The organism is Brevundimonas sp. RM1 (assembly GCF_052907225.1).
In genome coordinates this window covers 385,667-408,641 of record NZ_JBRERY010000001.1, presented here as the reverse complement: position 1 = coordinate 408,641, position 22,975 = coordinate 385,667, and the positions used below count along the sequence as shown (strand labels likewise).

The following is a 22,975-nucleotide window of genomic DNA, read 5'->3' as shown; positions in this document are numbered from 1 at the left end:
GCCCCCGGCTGTCGAAACGGAAGAGGCCCCGCCTGCGTTGGAAGGCGGCAGGCCGACGCCTCCCGCGCCGCCGGCTCCCGACGCCGCAGATCCGCCCGCGCCGCCGCGCCCGCCCTCCCCGGTCAGCAGGATTTGAGCGCCGGTCTTCACCAGGCTGGGCGCGCCCTGACCGCCCGCCGCGCCTGATGCGGCGCCGCCTGCGCCGCCCGCGCCCACAGTAATGTTCAGCCCCGCCGACAGATTCACGGCAGGCCAGCACGCCGACATCACGCCACCGCCGCCGCCGCCGCCTCCGCCATGTCGAGCCGTGCCGGAGGCTCCCGCCAGACCGGCCCCGCCCCCGCCGCCTCCACCGACGCAGATCGCCTCGACCCAGCGCGCCCACGACGGCGGCGTCCAGCTTCCAGAGGTCGTCAATACCGTCGTCTCGCGCCGCGTCGCGCCCTGGCCGAACCAGGCGCGGCCCGTGCTGCGGTCGACCCTCAGCGCCTCATGCCAGGCCCCGCCGTCGGGACTGACTTTCAGCCGCAGGTCGTCGTCGCCGACCAGACCCAGCTCGGCCCGCCCGCCCCAGCCGCTCTGGAACAGCAGGGACAGGACGTCGCCCGCCGCCTGTTCGTTGAAGGTGAAACGCAGATCGCCGTCGCCGCCGCTCTCGCTCTCCAGCGCGGTCCACAGCGCCTTGTTGGCCCGCACGGCGACGACGTTCGTCGCGTCCGCCGTGGCGTTCACGCCCAGGCGGGTGATCTGCTGGATCTCCTCCGGCAAGCCGAAGGACAGGGGCGTCCAGACGCCTTCGCGGCGGACCAGTATCTCCTCGCTATCCAGCACCACGGCCAACAGGCCGTCCGGCGCCGGAACCGGCAGCCAGCCGCCCCGCTCATGTCGCAGCAGGCTGCCCGCCGGATGCGTCGCCCAGTCCGCGCCCGTCGCCGCCTCCGGCAGGATATAGAGCGCCCCCTCGGCCGGGTCGGCAGGCTGTACTGTCGTGGTGCGACTGACCGCCGCCGTCTGGATCAGGGCGTCCAGACGGGTCAGGGCCTCGTTCAGGGTCACATGTTTCTGCAGCTGTCCGGCCGCCAGATAAGGCAGGCCCAGTCGCGCGCTGGCGTCATCGCTCATGGCGGTCTCCAAAGGTTGAGACCGCAGTCTGCTCAGGCGCCGGGCCCCGGCGCGCCGATCCGCTCCAACCTGCGCCAAAGCCGGGGATTTTCAGGGATTGGCCGCGTCGAACGCGCTATCGACACGCGCCGCGCCAGCGCATTCGGCCGCATGAGGCCACGCTCGACAGGCCCGGCGCCCGCGCGCTAACCGACGCTTCCGCCCATTTTCATTAAAGGTCGCTTCATGACCCTGACCCAGGCCCTGATGCGGCTGGCCGCCCTGGCACTGCTGGCGCCCTCCGGCCTCGTCGCCGTCTCGGCCCTCAGCCGCATCGGCCACCGCCTGCCCGACCTGCTGACCCAGTTCACCGCGCCCGCCCTGGTCGCGACCGTCGTGCTGTGCGGCCTCTTCCTGCTGCTTCGTCTATGGGACATGGCGGCGCTGGGCGCGGGCGTGGCGGGGCTGCTGCTTCTGGCCGTCTGGCCCCAGTGGACGCCTGAGAAAGGCCGCGCCGCCGGACCGGAAACCCTGACCGTCTATTCCGCAAACCTGTGGGCCCGAAATCAGGATGTGGCGGCCATCGCCCGCTCCATTGAACAGGCCGACGCCGATGTGGTCATGCTGATCGAACTGGGCGACGCCCCGGCCGCGCAACTGGACACGATCCTGCGCGCCTACCCGCACCGGGTCAGCACGCCGCGCAAGGACCGGCCCAGCGGCGCCGCCCGTTCGGTGATCGCCTCGCGCCTGCCGCTCCATCGGGTGCGCGACGCCGACGGTCAGGGCCTGGCCGCCCTGGTCGCCCAGGCCGAGACGTCGCTGGGGCCGGTCAGCCTGATCGCCGTCCATATGACGCGGCCCTGGCCCTTCCAGCACCCCTACGGCCAGATCAGCCAGGCGCAGCGGCTGGCAGGACTGCGCGCCGGGCTGGAGGGTCCGGTCGTCGTGGCGGGCGACTTCAACAGCGTCTCCAGCGGCCGCATCGGCCGTCAGATCAAGGCCGAGACGGGCCTGATCCCCGCCCCCGCGCGGCCCGGCACCTGGCCCTCGGCCCTGCCCCCCTTCCTCGGCATCACCATCGACCACGTCTGGCGCTCGCCCGATCTGGCGCTGGTCGAGCGACGACTGGGCCCGAAGACGGGATCGGACCACCGCCCGGTGATCGTGCGCCTCAGCCGGGCCGAGCCATAAGGGCCTTCAGCCGCGCCTCGTGCCCGTGGTCGGGGAAGTCGTCGGCGATCCAGCTCTGCTCAAACGCCTTGAGCAACCGCCCCGTCTCCGGCCCCGGCGACAGGCCCAGTCGCGCCAGATCCTTGCCTCCGACCGGCAGTTTCGGCGGCGTCCAACCCGCCGCCAGCGCCAGCAGACGCTGCACCACCCCGGCGTCCGCGCCCGACGCCCAGGCGCGATAAAGCCGATCCTCAACCGCCTGACGCCCGGCGCGCCAGATAGCGGCGCGCGTCTCGGCCTCGCTCATCGCCGGGTCGATCCGTTCGGCGACGGCCTCGACCAGTCGGTCCCGCTGGGCGTTCGAAAGCCGAAGCTTCAGCGCCGCTGCGCGCACGGCCTCCGCTTCATCCGGCAACAGCGCCGACAGGCGCAGCACCGGGTCCGCGCTGATCCCGACCATCGCCTCGAACAGCGTCAGACTTTCCGGCTGCGGCGCCACCCGCCCCAGCACGCCCGCCTGATCCATCAACCGCACCGCCGCGCGCGGATCAGGCGCGGCCAGCAGTTTGAGCAGCTCCTTCGACACCCGCTCGGCCGAAAGTTGCTCCACGCCCTCGGCCAGAGCCGCGCAGGCCGACACCGCCGCCGCATCCGGCGCGCCGCGCCCATACCAGGCGAAGAAGCGATAGAAGCGCAGGATGCGCAGATAGTCCTCGCGGATGCGCTGTTCTGGCTCGCCGACGAAGACGATCCGTCCGGCCAGGGCGTCTTCATACCCCGCGCCCGTCGGGTCTAGGATCAACCCGTCCGCATCGGCATAAAGGGCGTTCAGGCGGAAATCCCGCCGCGCCGCATCCTCGGCCCAGTCGTCGGTGAAGGCGACCGTGGCGCGCCGCCCGTCGGTCGACACGTCCCGGCGCAGGGTGGTGATCTCGAACGGCTGGCGCTCCGATATGGCCGTCACCGTGCCGTGCTCCATGCCGGTCGGCACGCTCTTCAGGCCCGCCGCCTTCAGCGCCTTCACCACCGCCTCGGGCGTCAGGACAGTGGCGATGTCCACGTCGTCGATCGGCGCGCCCAGCACGGCGTTGCGCACGCAGCCGCCGACGAAGCGGGCGCAGTCCGCCCCGCCCGCCGCCGCCAGCGCCGCCATCACGGCGCGGGTGGCGTCGGCCGTCAACCAGTCCTGCTCCTCAAGGACGCGGCTCATCCCACGCGCTCGCTGGCGTCGGCCTCGGCGGCCTGCTGCGGAGCAGCCTCTTCGCCGTACAGCCGGTTGAACAGCCCCTTCAGAATGCCGGCCGTCGCGCCCCAGATGTAGCGCTCGCGATAGGGCATGGCCCAGAACCAGCGGCGCGGCCCGTTCTCCTGATCATAATAGTCGCGTCGATGGTTCACCGGGTCCATCAGGAAGTCCCACGGCGCCTCGAACACCTCGGCCACCTCGGCGGGCGAGGCGGTGACGACCGGCGGCGCCGTCAGCCAGCCCACCACCGGCGTCACCAAAAAGCCGGTGCCCGTCTCATAGGGATCGCCCAGCCCCAGAGGTTCGACCACTGCGGGATCCAGCGCGATCTCCTCCCACGCCTCGCGCAGAGCCGCGTCCAGCGCCGTCTCGCCTGGATCCAGCCGCCCGCCCGCAAAGGCGATCTGCCCCGTATGGCTGGCCAGACTATCGGACCGGCGGGTCAAAAGGACGCTGGGCCCATCCTCACGCGCGATGATGGGGATCAGCACCGCCGCAGGTCTCAACTTGGCCTTCGGGCGGCTGTAGTCGGGGTTCAGGTCATAGTCGGACCGCACCGCCACACGCTCCGGCGACCATGCGGACACAGGGTCTAGCCTCTGTTGAAGCCGCGTCTTCAAGCCGGAACAGGTCAAAGCCCCGCTCCTTCCGGCCCCAGCGGGTACATCACACCGCCCGAACGCACGGCCAGCCGCCCGTCCGCCTCCTGCGCCCGTTCGACCAGCTCATAGAAGACCGGCCGCGCGATCCGCGCCCACAGATCACCCCGCACATGGACGCGCGGCGCAGGCTCGCCGTTCGCCGGGTCCGTCTCGACGACGATGGCGTGGTCAGGCCCGGCGACAGCTTCATCGCCCTGATCCGTAATGAAGACCAGGGCGTCGTCCTCCGCACGCACCGCCACGGCGCGGAACGGCAGATCCTCGACCGCGATCTTCAGCTTCTCGACCGGCGTGACCAGATGATAGCCGTCCGGGTCTTTCCTCAGCACCGTCGAGAACAGCCGCACCAGTTCGGCCCGGCCAATGGGCGACCCTTCATGCATCCACACCCCATCGGCGCGGATCAGGATGTCGATCTCGCCACAATGGTCTGGATGCCACAAATGCACGGGCGGCAGCCCCCGGCCCGGCGCCTGCCGCGCAGCCTCGGCCACGCCTGTCAGACCCGAGGATGTCGGTGGGTTCGTCATAGGCAAACTATGGGATGCGTCGCCTCGCAAAGGAAGGCCGCGTCCGGCTCAGACGTCGGGGCGAACCGCTCCGACCGGCGCCGCTGCGGTGAAGGGCAGCCACATCACCCGGCGCTGATCCACCGGCCCCGGCAGGACGGCGTCCGGCGCAGGCACGAACCCGAAACGCGAGAAATAGGGCGGATCGCCGACCAGCAGGACGCCGTCCAGCCCCAGGGCCTTCGCCTCCTCGATGCAGGCGCGCACCAGTTCGCCGCCCAGTCCGGTGCTGCGGCTGGCCCTGTCCACGGCGATCGGGCCCAGAAAGACCGACCGCGCCTCGCCCGTCAGGATCGACCACAGCCGCACCGACCCGATCAGACGCTCGCCTTCATACAGGCAGAACCCAGCCGCCAGCGGCGACCGCTCGCGCAGACGCTCGGCCGTCTTGGCGAAGCGACCGGGGCCGAAGGCGGCGATGACCAGGGCGTCGATCGCGGCGGCGTCCTCGAGCGTTTCACGCACGATTCCGCGTACGAAATGCGGGTCGTTTTCAGGGGCGGAGGCAGGCGCGGCGTTCATGCGCGGCCCGTAGTCCCCCTCGCCCCTCGAATCAATCGCGATTTCGCGACATCAGCCCAGTTTGGAAAAGTCCGGCGCCCGCTTCTGGCTGAAGGCCATGAAAGCCTCCATCGCCTCAGGGCTGCGCATCTGCGCGCCGAAGGCCTGGGCTTCCAACTGCATCACGGCCCACAGTGCCTCGGCGTCGCGCATCAGGGCCTTGGTCTTGCGGATGGAGTTGGGCGCGCGCGCCGCCAGCTTGGCCGCCAGATCCACCGCCGTCGCCTCGACCTGATCGGCCGGAACCGCGCGGTTGGCTAGGCCCCAGGCCAGGGCCGTCCTGCCGTCGATCGCCTCGCCCAGGGCGAACAGCTCAAACGCCCGCTGATGGCCGAGAACGCGCGGCAGCAGCAGCGACGACGCCGCCTCCGGCGCCAGCGCCAGATTGACGAAGGGCACGGACAGCAGGGCGTCCTCGGCCACCACCACCATGTCGCAGTGCAGCAGCAGCGTCAGCCCGATGCCCACCGCCCGGCCGCGCACCGCCGCGACGGCGGGCTTGTCCAGGTCCGCCAGCGCCTTCAGAAAGCGGAACACCCCCATCTCGACCAGGTCGCCGGGCGTCTGTCCCAGGGCGATGAAGTCGGCGATGTCATTGCCCGCCGAGAAGGAATCCCCCTCGCTGCGGAACAGGATGACCCGCACGGCGTCGTCGGCCTTCGCCCGCTCCGTCGCGTCGGCCAGGGCCGCATACATGGCCTGGGTGATCGCGTTCTTCTTGTCCGCGCGGTCGAAGACGACCGTCAGGACGCCGCCTTCCAGATGAGTCCGGATATGTTCGCTCATTGGCCTGTCTCCAAAAGGCTCCACCAGTCGACGCCGCCTTCGTCCCGCACGCGGCGGCCCCGTCCCTGGCGTTCAAGATAGTTGAGGTGCGCCAGCGCCTCGCCGGTCGCCATGCCCAGCACGGCGTCGCCGACCGGCCGCGCGAACAGGGCGCCGAACACGTCCACGGCGCGGCACGGCGTGCGCAGCGTCTTCTCCAGCCGTTTCAGCGCCACCTCATGCCCGCGCATCAGCGCCTCCAGCCGCAAGGTCACGCCGTAGAACGGCTCCCCGTGCGACGGCAGCACCAGCAAATCGCCCGGCAGCCGTTCCTTCAGCGCCGCCAGCGACCGCAGCCAGTCGCCCAGCGGATTGGCCTGCGGCTCCGTCGGCCAGATCGAGATGTTAGAGGAAATGCGCGGCAAGATCTGATCGCCCGCGATGAAGACGCCGTCCTTCTCGCGCCACAGACAGACGTGTTCGGGGCTGTGCCCCTCGCCGACCACCACGCGCCAGTCATCGCCGCCGACGCTCAGGACATCGCCGTCCTGCACCCGACGATAGTCGCGCGGAAAATCCTGAACCATGCGGCCGAAGCCGCCGTAGCCGTCGCGCCAGCGCGCCAGCTGCTCATCCGACCAGCCCGCCGCACGATAGAAGGCCTCGGCCGCCGCCGGCGGCCCCAGAGCGTCGTCGCCGATCAACATCCGCGCCGTCACATACTCCGTCCGCGACATCAGCAGCGGCGCGCCGAACCGTTCGCACAACCAGCCCGCCAGGCCGATGTGATCCGGATGCATATGGGTGCAGATGACGCGCGTGACCGGCCGCCCGCCCAGCACGCCCGCCAGCGCCTTGGTCCAGCCTTCGCGCGATACATCCGTCGCCAGTCCGGCGTCGACGACGGCCCAGCCCTCGCCGTCTTCGATGGCGTAGAGGTTGATGTGGTTCAGCGCCATCGGCAGGGGCAGCCGCAACCACAGCACGCCGGGCGCAACCGCTATGGCTTCGCCCGCAAGGGGTTCCGCCGGGAACGGGTAGGTCAGGCCGCGCTCCGAGCGAGAGCGAGACAAGGTGTCTCCGTCCGCCAAGGTCCGTCTCCAATCAAAACTGTCATGCAGGTTAAGCGGATCACGATGCGATCGTCCAGCGCCAAGGACGCACTTGCGCTTGACCGCAACGAAAGACGCCGCCAAGGCTTCATCTTCCCAAAGATGAGGCCAGGAGCAGTTTTGTGACCTTCCCCCCCCGCAGCCGCAAGGTCGGCGTGGCCGCCGCCCTGGCGCTCATGACCCTCACGCCTTCTCTCGCTCACGCACAAACCTTTACCCAGACCACACCCGGCGAAGCCGCGCCGCTTGGCCCTGGCGGCAACGAGCAGGATCCTCTGAATGACCAGCGCGCCGGCGAACGCTCGCCAACGGGCCGCCTGGCGCGTCGTCAACGTCAGCCCCGCGCCCCTCAGCCGCCCAGCGCCGAGGAAATTCAGGCCGCCGCCCAAGGCGTGCTGACCGCCACCAACACCAACTGTCAGATCACCGAATCTGTCCTGCTGGGCCAGTCCGCGAACAAGGAGTCGCTGTATGAGGTCGCCTGCGCGTCCGGCCCCGGCTACCTGCTGCTGACCTCGACGCCGCCTCAAGCCACAGACTGCATGGTGCTGGCCTATTCGGCCGAACAGGCCCGCGCGCGTGATCCGGAAGCCGATGTCGGCTCGCAGTGCAGCCTGCCCGCCAACAACAACACCATGGCCGTCATCACCGCCTTCGCCAAGGAGGCGGGCCTCGCCTGCACCGTCGACGAAGGCTCGATCATCGGAGCCAAGCCTGGCGGCGCCGTCGTCTATGAAGTCGGCTGCGCCGGCGTCGAGGGCGCACAGATCAACAAGGCCGCCTCGGGTTGGGAAGTCGCATCCTGCATGGAGCTGGTCTCGGCCAACGCCTCATGCCGCTTCACCACGCCGGCCGAGCAGGTCGCCACGCTGAAGGGCTGGCTGGCCGGTTCCGAAGCCGCTGCCTGCGACATCAGCCAGGCCCGCTACATGGGCAAGAACGCCAACGGCTCCTTCTATGAAGCCGCCTGCAACGGCGCGGACGGCGTCATCGTCCGCTTCGACACGGCCAAGGCCGTGCAGCAGGTCTACCCCTGCGCCACCGCCCAGCAGATCGGCGGCGGCTGCAAGCTGACGACCACGGCTCCGGCCGCCGCGCCAAACAGCTGATCCTCAGTTCAGGCTGAAAATCATACGCCGCCGGAGCGATCCGGCGGCGTCTTTGTTTTGCCCGCCCCTCTTCCCGAACGAAGCGGCTCACCTTAGCCTTGCGTCCCATGCGCATCGCCACCTGGAACGTGAACTCGGTCAACGCCCGCCTGCCCACGGTGCTGGAGTGGATTCAGGCCGCCAATCCCGACGTCGCCTGCTTCCAGGAGATCAAGTGCATGGACGAGAAGTTCCCGCGCGAGGCCTTCGAAGACCTCGGCTACAACGTCGAGACGCACGGCCAGAAGAGCTACAACGGCGTCGCCCTGATATCGAAATACCCGCTGTCGGACGTGCGGCGCGGCCTGCCCGGCGACGACCGCGACGAACAGGCCCGCTATCTGGAGGCCCTGATCGAGGCGCCCCGCCCGATCCGGGTCGCCTCCATCTACCTGCCCAACGGCAATCCGCTCGGCACGGAAAAATTCGCCTATAAGCTGGCCTGGTTCCAACGGCTTCAGAACCACGCCCGCGAACTGCTGGCTCTGGAAGAGCCGCTGGCCCTGTGCGGCGACTACAACGTCATCCCCGAGGCTGAGGACGCCAAGAACCCCGCCGCCTGGGCCGAAGACGCCCTGTTCCAGCCGGAAAGCCGCGAGGCCTTCCGCGCGCTGAAATGGCTAGGCCTGGCCGATTCTCACGAACTAGGCCGCGAACCCGCCGGAACCTTCACCTTCTGGGACTATCAGGCGGGCGCCTGGCAGAGGAACCACGGCATCCGCATCGACTTCGCCCTGCTGTCGCCTCACGCCGCCGATCGCTTCCGCGCCATCGAAACGCACCGCGAGGCCCGCGACATGGAAAAGCCCAGCGATCACGTTCCCGTCGTGGTCGATCTGGACCTGGAGGCCTGATCCATGGGCGAGACGTTCAGGGCCGTTCTGCTGATCGCCCTGATCGCCGCCTTCCTGACCACCGGCGTCTTGCTGTTTTCCTGGTGGATGGAGTCCGAGCGGCGACTGCGGCGGGCGATGAAGAAGGCGCTGGGCGCCCCGGCCGACACCCTGGCCCTGTCCGCCCATGAAGGCCGCGCCGCCGGACTGGATCTCGAAGGCGGCCAGTTGGCGGTCCTGTGGAATCGCGGCGCGATGGGCCTCGTCTACGCCTTCGAGGAAGTGCTGGGGGCCGAGATCATCGTCGACGGCCACGTCGTCGCCCGCGTCCTACGCGGCCAGCACCGCAAGGAGATCGACCTCGACGCCCCCGACGCCGAACTGGTCGTGCTGCGCTTGATCTTCAGCGATCCGCACAACGCCGAGTTCGAGCTGGCCCTGTGGAGCGGCTCGCGCACCGCCCCCGCCTCCGAGGCCGAGACCGCCACCGGAACCCGCTCTCCGGGGGAGGGCCTGCGGCTGGGGCGCCGCTGGTTGTCGCACGTCGAAGCCTTGATGCAACGCTGATCGCCCTTCACGGCTTGAGTCAGGGCGGCTAGAAGCCCCCGTTCCTGTTCTTCGCTTCTTTCTTCAGGAGCCCCCGTGGCCCGCCTTTTCGACGCCTACATCATCGCCAACTGGACCGCCGCCGAGGGCAAGAAGCTGGGCGAGCAGACCCTGTGGGTCGGCGTCGCCAAGCGCGACGTGCGATTCCGCCTGTACGCCGAGACGCACAACGTCGCCACGCGCACCGAGGGCGAGAAGCTGATCGCCGACCTGCTGACCGAGCACCGCAAACGCGGCGACCGCGTCCTAGTGGGCTTCGACTTCGATTTCGGCTTCCCGGCCGGAACCGCTGCGCGGCTGAAGCTGGACGGCCGCCCGTGGGACGCCATGGGCAAATTCCTGGCCGCCAACATCGTCGACAAAGCCGATAATTCGAACAATCGCTATCAGGTCGCGGCCAAGATGAACCGTCTGATGACGGACGAGCCCTGGCCCTTCTGGGGCGCGCCCGCCAGCCAGGCTCAACGCTGGCTGACCACGACCAAGCCGCCCGAAGGCGCCGGCGCCGACATTCCCGAGTTCCGCGCCACCGAACTGGCCGCGCGCAAGGACAAGCTGCCCCCCAAGAGCGTCTGGCAGATGCACGGCGCGGGCGCGATCGGCGGCCTGACCCTGGTCGGCGTGCCCATGCTGCGCCGCCTGTTGGATGCGCTGGGCGCCTCGGCCGCCGTCTGGCCCTTCGGCACCGGCTGGCGCGAACTGACCGAGGCCGACATCGAGCCGCTGTCGGCCGTCATCGTCGAAGTCTGGCCCCTGATGTTCGAGGCCAAGCGCGCGGTCAGCGCCGAGGGCGTCAAGGAATACAAGACCCAGGCCCAGGTTCGCGCCGCCGCCGAAGCCTTCGCCCGCATGGACGACGCCGGCGACCTGCAAAAAGCCTTCGCGCCGCCTGCTGGCGCCGACGAAGCCCTGATCGCCCAGGTTGAGGCCGAAGAAGGCTGGATTCTGGGGGTCTAAGTCTTCCTTCTCCCAGAATAGGGAATGTAGGGCGGGTAGGTGAGCAAGAACCTCTTGGTTTTCAGATCGCTGATCGACAAGGAGCGCCCGCTCTAAATGTCGTGCCACCCAAGGTGCCACTTTGCGACAAGATCGGGAAAATCCTTGAACGACAACGTTCTAACTGTAGCACAAAAACGTACTGCAGTGCGAACTGCAGCTATTCGATCACCGGCATGCCCTTGAAGATCGCCGGCGACGGCGGCGGGCCGTCGGTCCAGTGCCAAGTCTGGCGGGTGCGCATCAGCTCCTGCGTGATCTGGGCGGGGACGGCCGGGATGTCGACCGGCGTCGGGGCGTAGGTGCCCGACGGAGCCAGGTTCAATCGGAACCGATGCGGGAAGCCGCCGAAGCGCACTTCGATCACCATGTCGCGGACCATGCCGTCAGGAATGACGATCTGTTCGGCCAGGATGGCGCCGCCGTGGGCCGTGCCGGGATCGATGGTCGTCGTCTCCAGCATGGTCCGTCCCAGAGTGGAGATAGTTTGCCGCAGGCGTCGCTGGATGTGGTCGTGCGACGCCTGCAACTGCCCTGAGGCGCTGCGGTAGGCGATGTCGTGGCGGCGCGGATGGTCCTCCATTTCCTGAACGGTGAGGAAATACTCCACCGCCGCGTCGGCCCAGGCCAGGTTCATCTCGCGCTGGGCGGTCGTGCGCGCGCTGTGGCGCAGATAGTCGAAGTCCTGAACGCTGTAGGGCTGCCCATCCAGATAGAGCCGCACGTCCTCCGAGCCGATGTTGATCGGGTAGCCCGAGGTGTTGAAGGCGGCGATCGAGAAGAAGAACTTCTGGGTGTCGTTGTACCTGACCGGCAGCAGCATGATCGCTCCGGACGGCCCATTCGACACCATCAGGGCGTTGCCGCGCGAGAAGCGGACGCCCACGCCGTGATCGGCGGTCGGGATCATCCGTACCTCCGGTAGCGGCGTGGTGGCGCAACCGGCCAGGACAGCCATGGCAGCTACGACCGCAGTCTTCGGAAACATCGACTTCATCCTCACGATTGTCCCCTTCTGTCAGAACTGAACCGGCGTGCCGGCGATGCGGCCGCAGAACTGGTTCCAGGCGCCTTCGAAGTAGGCGGTGTTCAGTTCTTCGCCGCCGTCGATCAAAGCGGAGGCGTCGCCTGCACGATCCACGCCGGCCTCGAAACGCTGAAAACCTGACATGCCGCCATAGGCGTTTCGGCCGTTCACTTCGCCGCAGAACATCGTCGAACCGTTGGAGTGCTCGATGCGGCGTACATTCCGGAACTGGGCTGACGACGGATCGCGCAGCTTGTTCGTGACCGCCTGACGCGCTGCCGTACGAATGCGCGTCGGCGTCCAGTTCACGGGCGGCGTTCGGGCGCGTTGGGCCTCAACGCAGGCCGCATAGGCGCCGCTGGCGATGTTCCTCATCCGCGCCATGACCGCATTGGGGCTACCGGGCGGGTAGCCGCCATTCGTGGAACAGGCGTCGGCTTGCGCAGATGCGGCGCCTCCGAACGAAACGACCGCAATCAGAACCGAAATGGCGAAGACAATCTTCTTCATCAGAACCCTCCAGATTTAATATGTAGGATATATCCCGTGGTTTAACGAGCGGTGAAGCTGTCGCTTGCCGCCATGAACGGACGGGCGCTGGTGGCGTGGAATCTCAAGAAGCTGCGGACCGAACGCGGCGTCTCGCAGGAGCGTCTAGCTGCCGACGCAGGCATAGATCGCGCCTACTTGAGCGAGATTGAGCGCCAGTTAGGCAACGCGTCTGTCGATCTTCTGGATCGACTCGCTGGTGTGTTGGGAGTGTCAGTTTCGGCGTTCTTCGTGCGGCCTGAGCAAGACGAGAACGCCCCGCAGTCTCTGCGGAGCGGCCGTCGCCCCAAGTCCTAAAGAGGGCTCCTGGCTCTGGATCGTCTTAAGAAGGCCCCCCTTCCGTTGGCCATCCCCCGACGTAGCTATTGCAAACTGTCCCTGCGGCCATGAGCAGAGCATTATCAACCGCCGCGACGAAACTGAGGAAGGAGTTGGTCTTTCGACTGTTCGCGTGATCGGCTACGGTCCCTGCTTGGGGGAGAACCAAGTGGCAGAAGCACCGCAAACACAAAAACTCCGGGACTATCGCGTGGATTGCTGGTCCGTCATGACCGGCATGACCGTCGATGACTACCTTGCCTTGGTTGAGGGCGCGTACCGAAAACGTGGGGGCTTGAAGGGCCAACGCGAACCGCTCAAGACAACGACCGGACGCCGTATCCGCGGGAGGATGGTCGAGGATATCAGACGAGGCGCCATTCTACCGCCGGTTGTGATCGGAGTCGTGATCACCGATGATCTGGATTCCATTGAAGCCATGAGCCCCGACGAGGTAATCGCGCGGGTGACGGCAGACTGGATCGACTCCATCTCAATAATCGACGGCATGCAACGGACCACGGCGCTTCTCGATGCCGTAGAGGCTGATCCGAAAGTCGGTGAGCAAACCGTGCGCGTCGAATGCTGGTTAGCCCAGAGCACGGACAGTTTAATCTATCGCATGCTGGTGCTGAACACAGGGCAGGTTCCTTGGAACATTAAGCGCCAATTGCTGGTGATCTATGCGCCCTTGGTCGAGCAAATGAAGGCGAAGATCAATTTTGAACGACTGCTTAGCTTGGAGAAGGCGGAGCGGCGCTACAAAGGCGGCGAGTTCAGCGCTGACAGCCTAGTTGAAGCGTATCTGGCGTTCGGCATCCGGCGGACGGAGATCGACACTCAGGAGACCTTAGCCGACGAATTCTCACGCTTGGACATAGCAGAGGCGATCGCCTCCAAGAAATACGATCATTATTTCTATCCAATTGTCCAAATTCTGGTGGACGTGGACAAGGCGTTCTCGCGGCTGGAGGCCTCCGATACCGAGGGCTCGGACGAGACCGTGAGCTCGAAATTCACTATCGGCCGGAATATTTTTGACAGCCAACCAGCGCGCATCGGCTTCATCGTCGCCTGCGCCTTGACGGTCCTCGGGCGGTTGGGAATGGATCGAACAGATGCCGACAGCCAAGTGGCATTGGAGGCGATCCAAAGCGCTGCCGCTGAACTCGTGCAAAAGCTCGAGCATATGTCGCCAGAAGACCTGACGGCCTTCTTATCGCTTGACGTGCTACGGGAAAAGCTTGGTGGGCAGAAGCGATCGGCCGTGGGACGGCACGAGCGGGCATTCTTTGAGACAGCGTTCAAGGTGCTGATCGAGGAGAACTTCGCCGTCCCCTCAATGGGGGTGTGCTGGAGAGCCTGACGTGTCCCGCAATCGTATCGACATGAGCAACGCCCTCTTCGGTCGCCTCGCAGATTTCGCTGCTCAGCTCGATGATCCTGTCATCAATCCTGAGGCAGGGCGATGGATCAAGAACGAAGATGCGGGCGACTTGAGGCTGATGTCCCACGCCGAATCCGATGTGCGGATCGTGACTCGCCAAATTCGCTTGGTCCGCATCGAGCACGAGGGAGCTCTTTACTTCTGCACCTTTGGTTTGCCGGAAGCCGATGAGATTCCGCCAGACCTTGAAACGGTTGACGCTACGCCTGGAGTGTTCGCCTTGGCTGTGTTGGAGGCTCAGGTGCGGCCGCCAACGAGCGTGACTGCGGCCGCCATCAAGCAGGCTTTGGACGAGCAATTCATCAACAATGGTGGAGGCTACGGGGGGCACGAACTGTCTGACATCGCACCCCTGTTCCCGTCACTATGCGTTTACCGCGCCACGGGCGTGGCAGACTATCACAACTTGACTGATAGGGTCCTCGGATCGATCCTAGTTCGGACCTACTTCGATGGACCAATTTCGCTCGAACCGGAGACGGTAAAAGTCCTAACGCGGGTTTTCGAAGCGGACTCGCCGCTTATTCCTTATCGCAATCTAGTCCAAGGAGTGCTGTCGATCTCCTGGGAAAACCTGTTCCTTGAGGCGTACCGCTGCGTTGAACAGCTCTACGGCATGAAGCGTTTCAGTACGCTGAAGGCGCAGCTCAATATCGCTGCATCACCGCGCGAGTTGGCCAAGATTATTGAAGATCAACTCTCTTGGCGCCCTAAGGAGTCGGAGGCCTTTGTGGGCCTCGCCTCATTGTGCGGCGAGGCATTGGTGTCGACGGTTTGCACCGGACTATCTGTGCAGGCAGACACGCATGACAAACGCTATTCGCGAATGGCGGAGGAGCTGTATGGCCTTAGGAATATGATAGTGCATTACCGCCCAGCGCACGAGGCAGTGCAGAAGAACGATGCAGACTGGAATATCATAATTCGCGGGATGCTCGATATCGTAGCGCACCTATACAACGACCATGCGGTCGAGTTTTTCGGCCCGGCCGCATAGTGGCTGTGCGGTACTGAAACCACGTCAGGCGTTAGTGCGCACCTAGGAGTGTCCAAGTTTAGAGCCCACTAAAGGTCTTGACGTGGCGCTGGATCTCCTACGACCTCAGTATAAAGCAAGGCCGCCAGCAGCAGCGCCCCCTAAGATCAGCAGCGGCATCCAGCGCGGCTTGAGCCGCCACGCAGCGGCCAGTGCGGCGATGAAGATCAAACCTGCGATCCACAACGACGGCGCCGATTGGGCTGTGGTCCAGGCCAGTTGAAGCGAAGTGGCGGCGATGACGCCGACAACGGCGGCCGCCACGCCTGCCAGGAGGCGGTGCAACGCCGGGTTCTCGACCACGGCCTCCAGGTGATTGAACAGCACCATCGAGAAGGCGAAGGCGGGCAGGAAAATGCCGGCAGTGACCGCCAGCGCGCCCGCCCAGCCGCCGACCACATAGCCCGTGAAGGTGCCGAAAATCACCAGAGGCGCCGGCAGAACGCCGGCCAGCGCCACGCCGTCCAGGAAGACGCCGTCCGGCAACCAGCCGCGTCCGACGGTGTCGGCGCGTACATAGGGAATTGCGGTGTAGGCGCCGCCGAAGGTCAGCAGGCCGCCCTTCAATCCGGCGACGAACAGAGCGGCGAGTTGAGGCGACGGCTCGGCCGAGATCGCGACCGCAGACGGGGCGATCTCCAGATGGAGGCCGAACAGGATGGCGGTGAAGACGGCGACAACGGCGATGGCGACGCCTGCCCACGGCCGTTGCTCCAGGGCGTAGATCAGGCCGCAGGCGGCAAGCGGTATCCAGAAGGGCGCATGGAGGAGAGAGGCGATGAAGGCCCCGATCGCCAGCATCCACAACAAACGGTCTTCCAGGACGTGGGAGCCGATCCGATGCACGGCGCGGATGATGATGGCGACCACGACGATCTGGACGCCCAAAAGCAAGCCGGTCAGGCTCGACTGCCCGGCGATGAAGCGCTCATAGAGCCATGCCGCCGCCAGCATTAGAACGAAGCCGGGCAACATGAAGCCGAGGCCCGCGAGCAGACCGCCGATCCGACCGCGCGCCATCATGCCCATGTGGACGCACAGTTCGTGGGCTTCAGGTCCGGGAAGCACCTGCATCACCGCCAGAAGGCGGTTGAAGCGCGGACTGGAAATCCATCGCTCTTCATCGACGAGGGTGCGGCGGATCATGGCGATCTGGGCGACGGGGCCGCCGAACGCCAGGAAACCGAAACGCAGGAATTTGAGAAACAGCGCCGCCAGCGAAAGGCGGGGCGGACCGAGGGTGTCTGGCGACGTAGTCATGGCCTTGCCTCACGGGTCGCGCGGACGACGACGTGCGTTTGACGCATCGCACCAGCAGGGCAGCCGCGACTGCCTGCCCGCCGATCATAGCGTTACCGGAGGCGGATTGGCAGGGCGACGTCCTGCCGGTTGGAAGCTGACGTCACAGGTACTTGGTGATTTCCCGGAACTCGGCCATCGCCTGCTTCGCCTCGACAGGGTCGCCGTCAGCGGCATGGGCCAAGCAGTGGTCGATGTGGTCGTGGATCAGGGTCTTCTTCGCCGCTGCGACCGCCTTCTCGATGGCGTGAAGCTGTTGGGCGAGATCAACGCAGGCCCTCCTGTCCTCCATCATCTGGATGACGGTCCGCATATGCCCCTCGGCGCGCTTCAGGCGTTTGATGACTTCGGGATGAGACGCGTGAGAGATGTGTGCCATGCAATTTGACCTATCCCCCTGGTGGGGATAGGTCAAACGCGAAAACGCCGCATCGAAAGGCCCGTGATGTTCTCTCCCCTCAGGAACGCCGCCTATCGTCACCTGTTCATCGCCCAGGTGGCGGCCCTGCTCGGAACCGGCATGGCGACCGTGGCCCTGGGCCTGCTGGCGCATGACCTGGCGGGCGCCAGCGCGGGTGAAATCCTCGGCGTGGCCCTGGCGATCAAGATGATCGCCTATGTCGGGGTGGCGCCTTTCGCCAGCGCCCTGGCGTCTCGCCTGCCGCGCAAGACCCTGCTGGTCTCGCTGGATGTGGTGCGCGCTGGCGTTGCGGCTTCGCTGCCCTTCGTCAACGAGGCCTGGCAGGTCTACGGACTTATGACGGTGCTCTACGTCGCCTCAGCCGCCTTCACCCCGGCTTTCCAGGCCATGATCCCCGACCTGCTGGAGGACGAGGGCGAGTACACTAAGGCCCTGTCCTTGTCCCGACTGGCGGCCGATCTGGAAAGCGTCGCCAGCCCCGTGCTGGCGGCGGTGCTATTGGCCTTCATCAGCTATCACAACCTCTTCGTCGGGACCGCGCTGGGCTTCATCCTGTCAGCGGGCTTCGTCGTGACGGCGGTCCTGCCCAAGCTGTCGGCGTCGCAGAGCCTGCCGTTCCTGCGTCGTCTGACCGGAGGCGTGAAGCTGTTCGCCCTGACGCCACGCCTGCGCGGCCTGCTGGCGGTTAGCCTGGCGACGGCGGCGGGCGGCGCCATGGTCTTCGTCAACACTGTCGTCCTGGTGCAGTCGAACTTCGGCCTGTCGCAGCAGGCGACCGCCTGGGCCTTGGCGGCATTCGGAGGCGGGTCGATGACGGCCGCCTTCCTGCTTCCCAAGACGCTGGAGCGGGTGACGGATCGCAGCGCCATGGTGTCGGGCGCCGTCCTGATGACCGCCGTGCTCATCGCCGGTGCGCTGTTCGCCCGCAGCTATCCGGTGCTGATCGGTCTGTGGATCGTCATGGGCTTTGGCTACTCGCTGACCATCACGCCTGCGGGCCGCGCCCTGCGGCGGTCCTCGTCGGCGGCGGAACGGCCGGCCCTGTTTGCGGCCCAGTTCGCCCTGTCGCACGCCTGTTGGTTGATCGCCTATCCGGTCGCGGGGATGGTGTCGGCCGAAGCTGATCCTCAGATGGCCTTCGTCGTTCTGGCGGGACTGTGCGGCCTCGGCGCCCTTCTGGCGCTCTTCGTCTGGCCTGCGCACGATCCGCTGAACCTGCTGCACGACCACCACGACATGGAGCCGGATCACGCGCACCTGAGCGAGGGAATGCGCCCCGATGCGGAAGGCGTAGCACACGCCCACCCTGTTGTGATTGATGACAATCACCGCCGGTGGCCCAAGAATCGCGTGTGACGCCGTAAAGAAATCAGGGCGCGCCGTGCAACGGCGCGCCCTGTCTATAGGTGTCGGGATTTACGTCAGACGACGCGCTTGATCTCGGTATAGGCGCCAATGGTTTTAAGGGTGATGGTTACGGGCTGACCGGTGCGGTTGCGCCAGAACCAGCCATGGCTACCGGTAAAGGCCGCCGTCAGAACGCCTTCCTCCCTTTGGGAGGAGCCCTTGCCGTAGCCGTGGTAGGAGACGCCTGGTCGGTCTGCGTGGGTGTCGAAGTTGATCTTGCCGCCGCTGCTGGTCCAAGTGAAGCGCGCTGTCGCGCCTTCTTCCATGACCAGCTTGATCTCGGCACCTTGATCAGGCTGCAGCGTCAGGACGGTTTCGTCCGTGCGGCCGACGCTGGGCGTGGCCGTCGGGGCGGCGGCTGGAACGGTGGCGGCTGGCGCAACGGGGCTCGGCGACGCCGCCACAGGGACAGCATCTACAGCGGCCGCGTCAGCTGCGGCGTCGGCTTCGGCCTCCTTGGCGAGTTGCTGCTTGATGCGGCCCATTTCGGTGAGACCGAAGACCGAACCGATGCGGGTCGGATCGACGCCGTATTCGGCGGGCAGGACGACGGTGACCAGGAGCACGGAGGCCACAGCGGCGGCGATGCCGGTCGACTTCAACAGTTGGCCCGTGGTCGGCAGGTCGGCTTTGGAGGGGCGGTTTGCATTGTACATGAGGGTGTCTCCGATCACATGACGAAGAAGCCGACGAGCTGATAGCCCGTCAGAATGAAGCCGAGCGTCATCAGCACGACGTTGGTGAGGTAGGCGTGTTTCCAGAAGCCGTTCGTGCGGCGCCAGAAGCCCATCAGGATGAGGATGCCGCCCAGGGCGAGCAGTTGTCCGATTTCGACGCCGATGTTGAAGGCCACGAGGTTCCACAGCAGGCCGTCGGGCGAGAGTTGGAAGTCCTGCAGCTTGGTGGCGAGACCGAAGCCGTGGAAGAGGCCGAAGATCATCGTGGCCGCCTTGGTGGAGGGCTGGAAGCCGAACCACCTTTGATAGGCGCCCATGTTGTCCAGGGCCTTGTAGACGACGGACAGGCCGATGATGGCGTCGACCAGATAGCTGGAGACGCTGATGTTCATCAGCACCCCGAGCAGGAGGGTCGACGAGTGGCCGATGGCGAACAGAGTCACATAGATGCCGATGTCCTTCATCCGGTAGAGGAAGAAGATCACGCCAAACAGGAACAGCAGGTGGTCGTAGCCGGTGACCATGTGCTTGGCCCCCAGATAGACGAAGGGCCAGAACAGGAAGCCTGAAGTCTCCTGGATGTAGCCCTTGTCGCCTGCGGCGACGCCGTGGGCGAGGACCTGGCTGAGCAGGCCTTCAAGGAAGAGGAAGCCGACCGCCAGGACCGCCAGGGTCCAGGGTGATCGAAGCCACGACAGTCGGTCGCGGCAGGGTGCGGAAGTCATGTGCATCCTTGCGATTGGAGGGAAAGCGCGACGTCCGCCGTCATCGGCGGGCATCGGTGATGGGTTGAGGCGCTGACGAGCGGCCGCCCCGAAACAGGGCGGCCGACCGCTTCAGAGCGCCCGACGGCGGCGGAAGGGGAGGTGGTCCAGCCAGGCGGGCCTGGGCCGATCCGTCGGGGCGTCCCGGCCGTGCACCAGGCTGTAGAGCGCCGGGAGCACGAGCAGGGTCAGGATCGTCGAGGAGACGATGCCGCCGATGACGACGGTGGCCAGCGGACGCTGGACCTCCGCGCCGGCGCCGACGTTCACCGCCATGGGGACGAAGCCGAGGCTGGCGACCAGGGCGGTCATCAGCACCGGGCGCAGGCGCGTCAGCGCCCCCTCCCGAATGGCCTGGCCCACGGGCTTGCCCTCTTCGATCAGGCCCCGGATGAAGCTGACCATGACGACGCCGTTCAGCACGGCCACGCCCGACAGGGCGATGAAGCCGACGCCGGCCGAGATCGACAAAGGCAGGCCCCGCAGCGCCAGCGCCGCCACCCCGCCGGTCAGCGCCAGGGGCACGCCGGAAAAGACGATGGCGCTGTCCCGCCAGGAGCGGAACAGCGCGAACAGCAGGCCGAAGATCAGCAGCAGGACCGCCGGAACGACCAGTTGCAACCGCTTGGCCGCCGAGATCAGCTGCTCGAAGGTGCCGCCATAGGAAATCCAGTAGCCGGCGGGCAGATCGACTTCCTGTTCGACGCGCTCGCGCACCTCGCCGATGAAGGAGCCGAGGTCGCGGTTCCGAACATTGGCGGTCACGACGATGCGGCGCTTGCCGTCTTCGCGACTGATCTGGTTCGGGCCGGTCTCCAGCGCGATCGTCGCGATCTCGCTGAGCGGCACGAAGCCGCGCGGCTGACCGTTTGCACCCGGAAGCGGCACCTGAATGCGGCCGATGGCGTCAGTGTTGCGCCGCAGGTCTTCCGGCAGGCGCACGACGATGTCGAAGCGTCGGTCGCCCTCGAAGATTTGCCCCGCCGTGGCCCCGCCCATGGAGGTCGAGATCACCGACTGAACGTCGTCGATGCTCAGGCCCAGGCGCGCAATGGCGTCCCGGTTCGGCGTGATCTGCAGCATGGGCAGGCCGGTGACCTGCTCTGACTGCGGATCGGCGGCGCCGGGCACGGAGCCGACGATCTCCTCGATCTGGGAGCCGAGCGCCACGAGTTGATCCAGGTCGTCGCCGTGGACCTTGATGGCGACGTCGGCCCGGACGCCGGACAGCAGTTCGTTGAACCGCATCTGGATGGGCTGGGTGAACTCGTACTTGCTGCCCGGCACCGCGTTCACCGCCTCTTCCATCTCGCGAACGAGCTGGAGTTTCGGCTTGCGGGGATCAGGCCAGTCCTTGCGGTCCTTCAGCAGGATGAAGGTGTCCGCGACCGAGGGCGGCACAGGGTCGGTGGCGACCGCCGCCGTGCCGATCTTGGCGACGACGCGTTCGACCTCCGGGAACTTCGCCAGACGGGCTTCGAGAGCGGTCTGCATCTCGACGGCCTGGGTCAGGCTAGTGCCGGGGATGCGCAGGGCGTGCATGGCGATGTCGCCTTCGTCCAGGTTCGGCACGAACTCCGAACCCATGCGTGAGGCGATCAGGGCCGCGCCCACGACGAGGGCCACGGCTACGGCGACCATGGCCACGCGCGTCCTCAGGGCGAAGTCGAGCGCCGGCTGATAGCCGGTGCGCGCCCAGCGCATCAGGAAGCTGTCCTTCTCCTGCACCTTGCCGGTGACGAACATCGCCACCGCCGCCGGCACGAAGGTCAGGGACAGGACCAGGGCGGCGGTCAGGGCGATGACCACGGTGATGGCCATGGGGTGGAAGGTTTTGCCCTCGACCCCGTCCAGGGCGAAAATCGGCACATAGACCAGGGTGATGATCAGGACGCCGAACAGGGACGGCCGGATCACTTCGCTGGACGCGCGCGCCGCCAGGGAGAAGCGTTCGTCACGGGTCAGCAGGCGGCCCTGCTGATGCTGGGCTTCGGCGAAGCGCCGCAGGCAGTTCTCGACGATGATGACGGCGCCGTCGACGATCAGGCCGAAGTCCAGCGCGCCCAGGCTCATCAGATTGCCCGACACGCCGGTGCGCACCATGCCGGTGATGGTCATCATCATGGTGATCGGGATGACCGCCGCCGTGATCAGGGCGGCGCGGAAGTTCCCCAGAAGCAGGAACAGCACCACGATCACGAGCAGGGCGCCCTCAAGCAGGTTCTTCTCGACCGTCTTGATGGCCCGCTCGACCAGGTCGGTGCGGTCATAGACGGGCGAGGCGACCACGCCGTCCGGCAGGGCCTTGGCCGCTTCCTCCAGCCGGGCCGCCGCCGCCTGGGCGACGACGCGGCTGTTTTCACCGGCCAGCATCAGGACGGTCGCCAGGACCGTCTCCTTGCCGTTCTCCGTCGCCGCGCCGGTGCGAAGCTGTTCGCCCAGGCCGACTTCGGCGACCTCGGCGATCCGAATGGGCACGCCGCCGCGCGTGGTGATGACGATGTTGGACAGGTCCTGCGTCGTCGAGGCCTGACCCGGCACGCGGATCAGCCACTGCTCGCCGTAGCGTTCGACATAGCCGGCGCCGACGTTGGCGTTGTTGCGCTCCAGCGCCGAAACGACCTCGTCCATGGTGACGCCGAAGGCGGCCAGCCGTTCGGGACGGGGCGTGACGTGGTACTGGCGCTCGAAGCCGCCGATGGTGTTGACCTCGGTGACGCCGGGCGTGTTGCGCATCTGCGGACGGATGACCCAGTCCTGCAGGGTGCGAAGGTCCTCAGGCGAGTAGGGCGTGCCGTCGGCCTTGCGGGCGCCGGGCTTGGCCTCGATCGTGTACATGAAGATTTCGCCCAGGCCGGTGGCGATCGGCCCCAGTTCGGGCGACAGGCCGGACGGAAGCTGGCCGCGCGCGGTCTGAAGCCGCTCGTTGACCAGTTGCCGCGCCCGGTAGATGTCGGTCCCGTCCTCGAAAACGACCGTCACCTGGCTCAGGCCGTAGCGCGAGACGGATCGGGTGTAGGACAGGCCCGGCACGCCGGCGACCGCGGTCTCGACCGGGAAGGTGATGCGTTGTTCGGCTTCAAGCGGCGAATAGCCGGGCGCCTCCGTATTGATCTGAATCTGGACGTTGGTGATGTCGGGCGTGGCGTCGATCGGCAGCTTCTGGAAACTCCAGACGCCGATGACGACCGCCACGAGGACGAGCGCCAGCACGACCCAGCGATGCCGGATCGACAGGCTGATGATGCGTTCAAGCAT

The 22,975-nt window shown here is 66.6% G+C and carries 23 protein-coding genes; 9 read left to right on the top strand and 14 right to left on the bottom strand.

Annotated features, from left to right (window positions below; translation table 11 throughout):
* On the bottom strand, positions 1-1,122 hold a 1,122-nt coding region (locus ACU5AP_RS01945), incomplete at its 3' end, for a DUF2793 domain-containing protein (protein WP_446680724.1).
* A 225-nt stretch (positions 1,123-1,347) separates the two neighbouring features.
* On the opposite strand from ACU5AP_RS01945, the gene ACU5AP_RS01940 reads away from it, so the two are divergent.
* Complete coding sequence (locus tag ACU5AP_RS01940; protein ID WP_128720319.1) at positions 1,348-2,295, top strand: endonuclease/exonuclease/phosphatase family protein; 948 nt, start codon at positions 1,348-1,350, stop codon at positions 2,293-2,295.
* Here ACU5AP_RS01940 and ACU5AP_RS01935 read toward each other — a convergent pair.
* From ACU5AP_RS01935 to ACU5AP_RS01910, 6 genes are read right to left on the bottom strand one after another with little or no spacing between them, the layout of a single operon-like run.
* A complete protein-coding gene (locus tag ACU5AP_RS01935) occupies positions 2,276-3,484 on the bottom strand; it encodes a CCA tRNA nucleotidyltransferase (RefSeq protein WP_446680723.1) in 1,209 nt (402 codons plus the stop codon). The two genes, ACU5AP_RS01940 and ACU5AP_RS01935, sit on opposite strands and share 20 nt — an antisense overlap.
* Complete coding sequence (locus tag ACU5AP_RS01930; RefSeq protein ID WP_046651949.1) at positions 3,481-4,155, bottom strand: CoA pyrophosphatase; 675 nt, start codon at positions 4,153-4,155, stop codon at positions 3,481-3,483. The genes ACU5AP_RS01935 and ACU5AP_RS01930 overlap by 4 nt, the downstream gene beginning before the upstream one ends.
* Positions 4,152-4,712, bottom strand: coding sequence for a DUF1285 domain-containing protein (locus tag ACU5AP_RS01925; RefSeq protein WP_446680722.1), 561 nt, complete (start codon positions 4,710-4,712; stop codon positions 4,152-4,154). Before ACU5AP_RS01925 ends, ACU5AP_RS01930 begins: the two co-directional genes overlap by 4 nt.
* 48 nt (positions 4,713-4,760) lie before the next feature.
* Complete coding sequence (locus ACU5AP_RS01920; RefSeq protein ID WP_446680721.1) at positions 4,761-5,273, bottom strand: GNAT family N-acetyltransferase; 513 nt, start codon at positions 5,271-5,273, stop codon at positions 4,761-4,763.
* A gap of 51 nt (positions 5,274-5,324) precedes the next feature.
* Complete coding sequence (locus ACU5AP_RS01915) at positions 5,325-6,098, bottom strand: enoyl-CoA hydratase (protein WP_446680720.1); 774 nt, start codon at positions 6,096-6,098, stop codon at positions 5,325-5,327.
* The gene (locus ACU5AP_RS01910; RefSeq protein WP_198478755.1) at positions 6,095-7,150 is read right to left on the bottom strand and encodes an MBL fold metallo-hydrolase; all 1,056 of its coding nucleotides are present in this window, start codon (positions 7,148-7,150) and stop codon (positions 6,095-6,097) included. Before ACU5AP_RS01910 ends, ACU5AP_RS01915 begins: the two co-directional genes overlap by 4 nt.
* Before the next feature lie 161 nt (positions 7,151-7,311).
* Between ACU5AP_RS01910 and ACU5AP_RS01905 the strand changes: the two genes are divergently transcribed.
* The 4 genes from ACU5AP_RS01905 (at position 7,312) to ACU5AP_RS01890 (ending at position 10,733) form a co-directional block, all read left to right on the top strand.
* A complete protein-coding gene (locus ACU5AP_RS01905; protein WP_232624010.1) occupies positions 7,312-8,298 on the top strand; it encodes a hypothetical protein in 987 nt (328 codons plus the stop codon).
* Between the two features lie 107 nt (positions 8,299-8,405).
* On the top strand, positions 8,406-9,191 hold the full coding sequence (xth, locus tag ACU5AP_RS01900; protein ID WP_446680728.1) for an exodeoxyribonuclease III: 786 nt from the start codon (positions 8,406-8,408) through the stop codon (positions 9,189-9,191).
* Positions 9,192-9,194: 3 nt separating this feature from the next.
* Complete coding sequence (locus ACU5AP_RS01895; RefSeq protein ID WP_128720325.1) at positions 9,195-9,737, top strand: hypothetical protein; 543 nt, start codon at positions 9,195-9,197, stop codon at positions 9,735-9,737.
* Positions 9,738-9,812: 75 nt separating this feature from the next.
* Complete coding sequence (locus ACU5AP_RS01890; RefSeq protein WP_128720326.1) at positions 9,813-10,733, top strand: cobalamin biosynthesis protein CbiG; 921 nt, start codon at positions 9,813-9,815, stop codon at positions 10,731-10,733.
* Positions 10,734-10,932: 199 nt separating this feature from the next.
* Here ACU5AP_RS01890 and ACU5AP_RS01885 read toward each other — a convergent pair whose 3' ends face one another.
* Positions 10,933-11,682, bottom strand: a complete 750-nt coding sequence (locus ACU5AP_RS01885; RefSeq protein ID WP_128720226.1) for a hypothetical protein — start codon at positions 11,680-11,682, stop codon at positions 10,933-10,935.
* Positions 11,683-11,790: 108 nt separating this feature from the next.
* Positions 11,791-12,309, bottom strand: coding sequence for a hypothetical protein (locus ACU5AP_RS01880; protein WP_076224212.1), 519 nt, complete (start codon positions 12,307-12,309; stop codon positions 11,791-11,793).
* 51 nt (positions 12,310-12,360) lie between these two features.
* Between ACU5AP_RS01880 and ACU5AP_RS01875 the strand changes: the two genes are divergently transcribed.
* From ACU5AP_RS01875 to ACU5AP_RS01865, 3 genes are all read left to right on the top strand, one after another.
* Positions 12,361-12,645 (top strand): helix-turn-helix domain-containing protein, encoded by a 285-nt coding sequence (locus tag ACU5AP_RS01875; protein ID WP_232624015.1) that lies wholly within the window; start codon positions 12,361-12,363, stop codon positions 12,643-12,645.
* Between the two features lie 190 nt (positions 12,646-12,835).
* A complete protein-coding gene (locus tag ACU5AP_RS01870) occupies positions 12,836-14,032 on the top strand; it encodes a hypothetical protein (RefSeq protein ID WP_128720227.1) in 1,197 nt (398 codons plus the stop codon).
* 1 nt (position 14,033) lies between these two features.
* The gene (locus ACU5AP_RS01865; protein WP_076224207.1) at positions 14,034-15,110 is read left to right on the top strand and encodes a hypothetical protein; all 1,077 of its coding nucleotides are present in this window, start codon (positions 14,034-14,036) and stop codon (positions 15,108-15,110) included.
* A 105-nt stretch (positions 15,111-15,215) separates the two neighbouring features.
* Here ACU5AP_RS01865 and chrA read toward each other — a convergent pair whose 3' ends face one another.
* Positions 15,216-16,409 (bottom strand): chromate efflux transporter, encoded by a 1,194-nt coding sequence (gene chrA / locus ACU5AP_RS01860; RefSeq protein WP_076224205.1) that lies wholly within the window; start codon positions 16,407-16,409, stop codon positions 15,216-15,218.
* Positions 16,410-16,551: 142 nt separating this feature from the next.
* Positions 16,552-16,827, bottom strand: a complete 276-nt coding sequence (locus ACU5AP_RS01855; protein WP_076224204.1) for a metal-sensing transcriptional repressor — start codon at positions 16,825-16,827, stop codon at positions 16,552-16,554.
* 66 nt (positions 16,828-16,893) lie between these two features.
* On the opposite strand from ACU5AP_RS01855, the gene ACU5AP_RS01850 reads away from it, so the two are divergent.
* Positions 16,894-18,225: an MFS transporter gene (locus ACU5AP_RS01850; protein WP_076224202.1), complete on the top strand. Its 1,332-nt coding sequence runs from the start codon at positions 16,894-16,896 to the stop codon at positions 18,223-18,225.
* Between the two features lie 65 nt (positions 18,226-18,290).
* Here ACU5AP_RS01850 and ACU5AP_RS01845 read toward each other — a convergent pair whose 3' ends face one another.
* The 3 genes from ACU5AP_RS01845 to ACU5AP_RS01835 all read right to left on the bottom strand — a co-directional run bounded on the left by ACU5AP_RS01845 (position 18,291) and on the right by ACU5AP_RS01835 (position 22,975).
* The gene (locus ACU5AP_RS01845; RefSeq protein ID WP_076224200.1) at positions 18,291-18,932 is read right to left on the bottom strand and encodes a transmembrane anchor protein; all 642 of its coding nucleotides are present in this window, start codon (positions 18,930-18,932) and stop codon (positions 18,291-18,293) included.
* A 14-nt stretch (positions 18,933-18,946) separates the two neighbouring features.
* Positions 18,947-19,678 carry a HupE/UreJ family protein gene (locus ACU5AP_RS01840; protein ID WP_076224198.1) on the bottom strand — a complete coding sequence of 244 codons (732 nt, stop codon included), beginning with the start codon at positions 19,676-19,678 and terminating at the stop codon, positions 18,947-18,949.
* A 111-nt stretch (positions 19,679-19,789) separates the two neighbouring features.
* Positions 19,790-22,975: an efflux RND transporter permease subunit gene (locus ACU5AP_RS01835; RefSeq protein ID WP_046653314.1), complete on the bottom strand. Its 3,186-nt coding sequence runs from the start codon at positions 22,973-22,975 to the stop codon at positions 19,790-19,792.

What these genes read in the sequence shown, in the direction of transcription:
- ACU5AP_RS01940 (WP_128720319.1), top strand. Translation starts at nt 1,348, where the DNA reads ATGACCCTGACCCAGGCCCTGATGCGGCTGGCCGCCCTGGCACTGCTG.
- ACU5AP_RS01935 (WP_446680723.1), bottom strand. Translation starts at nt 3,484, where the DNA reads ATGAGCCGCGTCCTTGAGGAGCAGGACTGGTTGACGGCCGACGCCACC.
- ACU5AP_RS01925 (WP_446680722.1), bottom strand. Translation starts at nt 4,712, where the DNA reads ATGACGAACCCACCGACATCCTCGGGTCTGACAGGCGTGGCCGAGGCT.
- ACU5AP_RS01920 (WP_446680721.1), bottom strand. Translation starts at nt 5,273, where the DNA reads ATGAACGCCGCGCCTGCCTCCGCCCCTGAAAACGACCCGCATTTCGTA.
- ACU5AP_RS01915 (WP_446680720.1), bottom strand. Translation starts at nt 6,098, where the DNA reads ATGAGCGAACATATCCGGACTCATCTGGAAGGCGGCGTCCTGACGGTC.
- xth (WP_446680728.1), top strand. Translation starts at nt 8,406, where the DNA reads ATGCGCATCGCCACCTGGAACGTGAACTCGGTCAACGCCCGCCTGCCC.
- ACU5AP_RS01895 (WP_128720325.1), top strand. Translation starts at nt 9,195, where the DNA reads ATGGGCGAGACGTTCAGGGCCGTTCTGCTGATCGCCCTGATCGCCGCC.
- ACU5AP_RS01885 (WP_128720226.1), bottom strand. Translation starts at nt 11,682, where the DNA reads ATGATCCCGACCGCCGATCACGGCGTGGGCGTCCGCTTCTCGCGCGGC.
- ACU5AP_RS01880 (WP_076224212.1), bottom strand. Translation starts at nt 12,309, where the DNA reads ATGAAGAAGATTGTCTTCGCCATTTCGGTTCTGATTGCGGTCGTTTCG.
- chrA (WP_076224205.1), bottom strand. Translation starts at nt 16,409, where the DNA reads ATGACTACGTCGCCAGACACCCTCGGTCCGCCCCGCCTTTCGCTGGCG.
- ACU5AP_RS01855 (WP_076224204.1), bottom strand. Translation starts at nt 16,827, where the DNA reads ATGGCACACATCTCTCACGCGTCTCATCCCGAAGTCATCAAACGCCTG.
- ACU5AP_RS01850 (WP_076224202.1), top strand. Translation starts at nt 16,894, where the DNA reads ATGTTCTCTCCCCTCAGGAACGCCGCCTATCGTCACCTGTTCATCGCC.
- ACU5AP_RS01845 (WP_076224200.1), bottom strand. Translation starts at nt 18,932, where the DNA reads ATGTACAATGCAAACCGCCCCTCCAAAGCCGACCTGCCGACCACGGGC.
- ACU5AP_RS01840 (WP_076224198.1), bottom strand. Translation starts at nt 19,678, where the DNA reads ATGACTTCCGCACCCTGCCGCGACCGACTGTCGTGGCTTCGATCACCC.
- ACU5AP_RS01835 (WP_046653314.1), bottom strand. Translation starts at nt 22,975, where the DNA reads ATGCTTGAACGCATCATCAGCCTGTCGATCCGGCATCGCTGGGTCGTG.